Here is a 2,520-nt window from a genome sequence, read left to right as displayed (position 1 = left end):
AGATGATCATAATAAATAAAAAGGCTATCGACAATACTTTGTCGACAGCCTGAAATCTCTAACCCATATAGGTTAGAGATTTTTTATTAGCCATGTTTAAATTCAGCAAAATTACCCGCTTCCACTAAAATTACGTCCATACCAATTTTTTTGATTTTATCCCAGGGAATAACTACATCGTCATTGCGTCCGAATAAGCCTAAAAATTTTCCTACTCCGGGTACAACAATAGCGGTAAGCCTCCCGGTTTCCACATCAATTTCTATATCTGTAATATTGCCCAACCGTTTACCATCAATTACATTTATAACTTCTTTTAATTTCAAATCACGGGTACTACCGACAATATGTTTGTTATCCATGTATAAACCCCACCCCCTAATAAAACATATTATGGATTAGAAGAAATTATGTTTCCTTATTTATTATTGAGCTATAAAGTTGTTGCCCGAAAATTACTTTCATATTCATACTCCTTTTCGTAAACACTAAATTAGGAGGTGAGATTATGGGTGGTAAAACACTTGATCAGTTCCGGGCAAAACAAAAATCAAAAGCAGAAAAAGATGCAAAACGAAAACCCTCACCAGATAAAGATAACGACAACAATATGAAATATACCGAAGACTAAAACAGGCGCAGTTCCACTTATTTTAGTCTTGTCGGCCAATCCTTCCCAAACTATTTCCTGCCAAACAAGGCAGGCTTTTTTATTATCTATGCACTACATGCTAATCTTTACACGCTTGTCATAACAAGTGATTTCTAAGCTACCTATAGGAAAAGCAGCCGGAAAACTACTTGGTTTGCTTTGACTGCTGATCAAGCTTCTTAAAGTATCCAGCCATCCACCCCTGCTCGATGGCGGCTTTAATCTCATCTGGTAGACGTTCGAGCGGGTATATTTCTGCCGGATACCAAGTTTCTCCTACTTGGCAACCTTTAAAAATGAAAGTAAGTTCTTTTTTCTTGGCCACTACATCACCCCTGTAACAGGTATATGCAGCCATAGCTTGACTACTTTACAACTATCTGGTACTTGGACAAATTCAGCAATTGCTAATAAAAGCCCCCAAAAAATACCATTTCCTCCATTTTAGTGCCGCTTACCATGCATAACGCTATAACTTACTAAACAAATTTCGGTTATAAATCCCAATGACTAACATATCATTAGTAAAGGGGTACTCTTATCTACTCCCGCTACAAAGAGCAAACATTTATCTATATGAACGAAAAAGTTCCCGCTTATGGAGGTTCTATGAATGCCATCTATGCCCGTGTAAGTTCAGAGGAACAAGCCAAATTTGGCTACTCCCTTGGGGATCAAATACAAGTATGCCGTAACCGTTTACTCAGTATGGGTCTTACCGATATCAAAGAATATATTGATGATGGCTATAGCGGCGAATATCTTGACCGTCCAGCCCTGGAAGCGTTAAGAAATGACCTCCGTAAAAAACTAATTCAAAACATCTGCATTTATGACCCTGACCGTTTAAGTCGCAACCTGACTAACCAGTTACTCATTGCTGATGAAATCGAAAAAGCCAATGCCAACCTCTATTTTGTAACTGGCGACTATGATGCCAGCCCGGAAGGACGTCTGTTTTTCAGTATACGTGGTGCCATCAGTGCTTTTGAAAAGGCCAAAATTCGCGAGCGCACGCAGCGTGGTCGGAAAGCCAAAGCTAACGCAGGAAAAATTGTTCATAACGCCCGACCATATGGTTATACATTTGATAAAGAAACTTCCCAATATGTTATCAACGAAGAGGAAGCAAAAGTAGTTAAAATGATCTACTCTATGTGCATTGATCAAGGAATGGGGGCTCGCACGATCGCTCGCGAACTAGCGCGCTTGGGTATTAAAGGCCGTAAAAAGGATAAACCACTATCGGTTAGCTGCATAGAACAAATCTTAACTAAAGATATGTACTATGGTCAACATTTTCTATTTCGTCAGTCAGTCACCAAAACAGGACAACATACCAGAGAAATAAGAAATCTTCCACGTGAGGATTGGATACCAGTACCAGTTCCCCCTATTATTGATTACCAAACCTTTCTGGCCGCCCAGGAGCAACGGCAAAAAAACAAGCGTTATACCAAACGCAATACCGTTCATGAATACTTATTACAGGGCATCCTATACTGTTCCCTTTGCCAGCGTGCTATGACAGCTTATATACGGCACGGACCACGTAAAAAAACCGCCCCTAAGATGTATTATTACTATGCCTGCATCACCAAAGAATCTGCGAACTATATGCATGATACGCCTTGTCAGGGCCGAAGAATACCGGCTAAAGAATTTGACGAATTTATCTGGAATATTTTTGTGCATTCAATTAAAGACAGTACCACGCTAAACCAGTATATAAACAAAGATATGGAACAAGATTATGCGCTAAAAATCGAAAATTTAACAAAAGCAGAATCAGCTTTATTGCACAAGCGTGCCGAAATCACTGCCTGGTATCGCGAAAACCTAATTGACACCTGTACGGCTAAAAAAGA

4 protein-coding genes are annotated in these 2,520 nt (G+C 39.5%); 2 read left to right on the top strand and 2 right to left on the bottom strand.

The window, feature by feature from the left end:
- Positions 1–86: 86 nt before the first annotated feature.
- Positions 87–362: a YlmC/YmxH family sporulation protein gene (locus tag AC29Z1_RS16445; RefSeq protein WP_488272532.1), complete on the bottom strand. Its 276-nt coding sequence runs from the start codon at positions 360–362 to the stop codon at positions 87–89.
- 146 nt (positions 363–508) lie between these two features.
- Here AC29Z1_RS16445 and AC29Z1_RS16440 point away from each other — a divergent pair, with 146 nt between their 5' ends.
- A complete protein-coding gene (locus AC29Z1_RS16440) occupies positions 509–631 on the top strand; it encodes a hypothetical protein (RefSeq protein ID WP_488272531.1) in 123 nt (40 codons plus the stop codon).
- Positions 632–797: 166 nt separating this feature from the next.
- Here AC29Z1_RS16440 and AC29Z1_RS16435 read toward each other — a convergent pair whose 3' ends face one another.
- Complete coding sequence (locus tag AC29Z1_RS16435; protein ID WP_488272530.1) at positions 798–1,010, bottom strand: hypothetical protein; 213 nt, start codon at positions 1,008–1,010, stop codon at positions 798–800.
- Between the two features lie 251 nt (positions 1,011–1,261).
- Between AC29Z1_RS16435 and AC29Z1_RS16430 the strand changes: the two genes are divergently transcribed.
- The coding region (locus AC29Z1_RS16430; protein ID WP_488272529.1) for a recombinase family protein at positions 1,262–2,520 on the top strand (1,259 nt) is incomplete at its 3' end.

The sequence above is a fragment of the Sporomusa sp. genome, from assembly GCF_057736855.1.
The sequence above is the reverse complement of the archived record's forward strand: the minus strand, read 5'-3'. Positions and strand labels throughout refer to the sequence as shown.

Excerpts from the sequence above, each read along its gene's own strand:
- AC29Z1_RS16445 (WP_488272532.1), bottom strand. The coding sequence starts at position 362 with ATGGATAACAAACATATTGTCGGTAGTACCCGTGATTTGAAATTAAAA.
- AC29Z1_RS16440 (WP_488272531.1), top strand. The coding sequence starts at position 509 with ATGGGTGGTAAAACACTTGATCAGTTCCGGGCAAAACAAAAATCAAAA.
- AC29Z1_RS16435 (WP_488272530.1), bottom strand. The coding sequence starts at position 1,010 with ATGGCTGCATATACCTGTTACAGGGGTGATGTAGTGGCCAAGAAAAAA.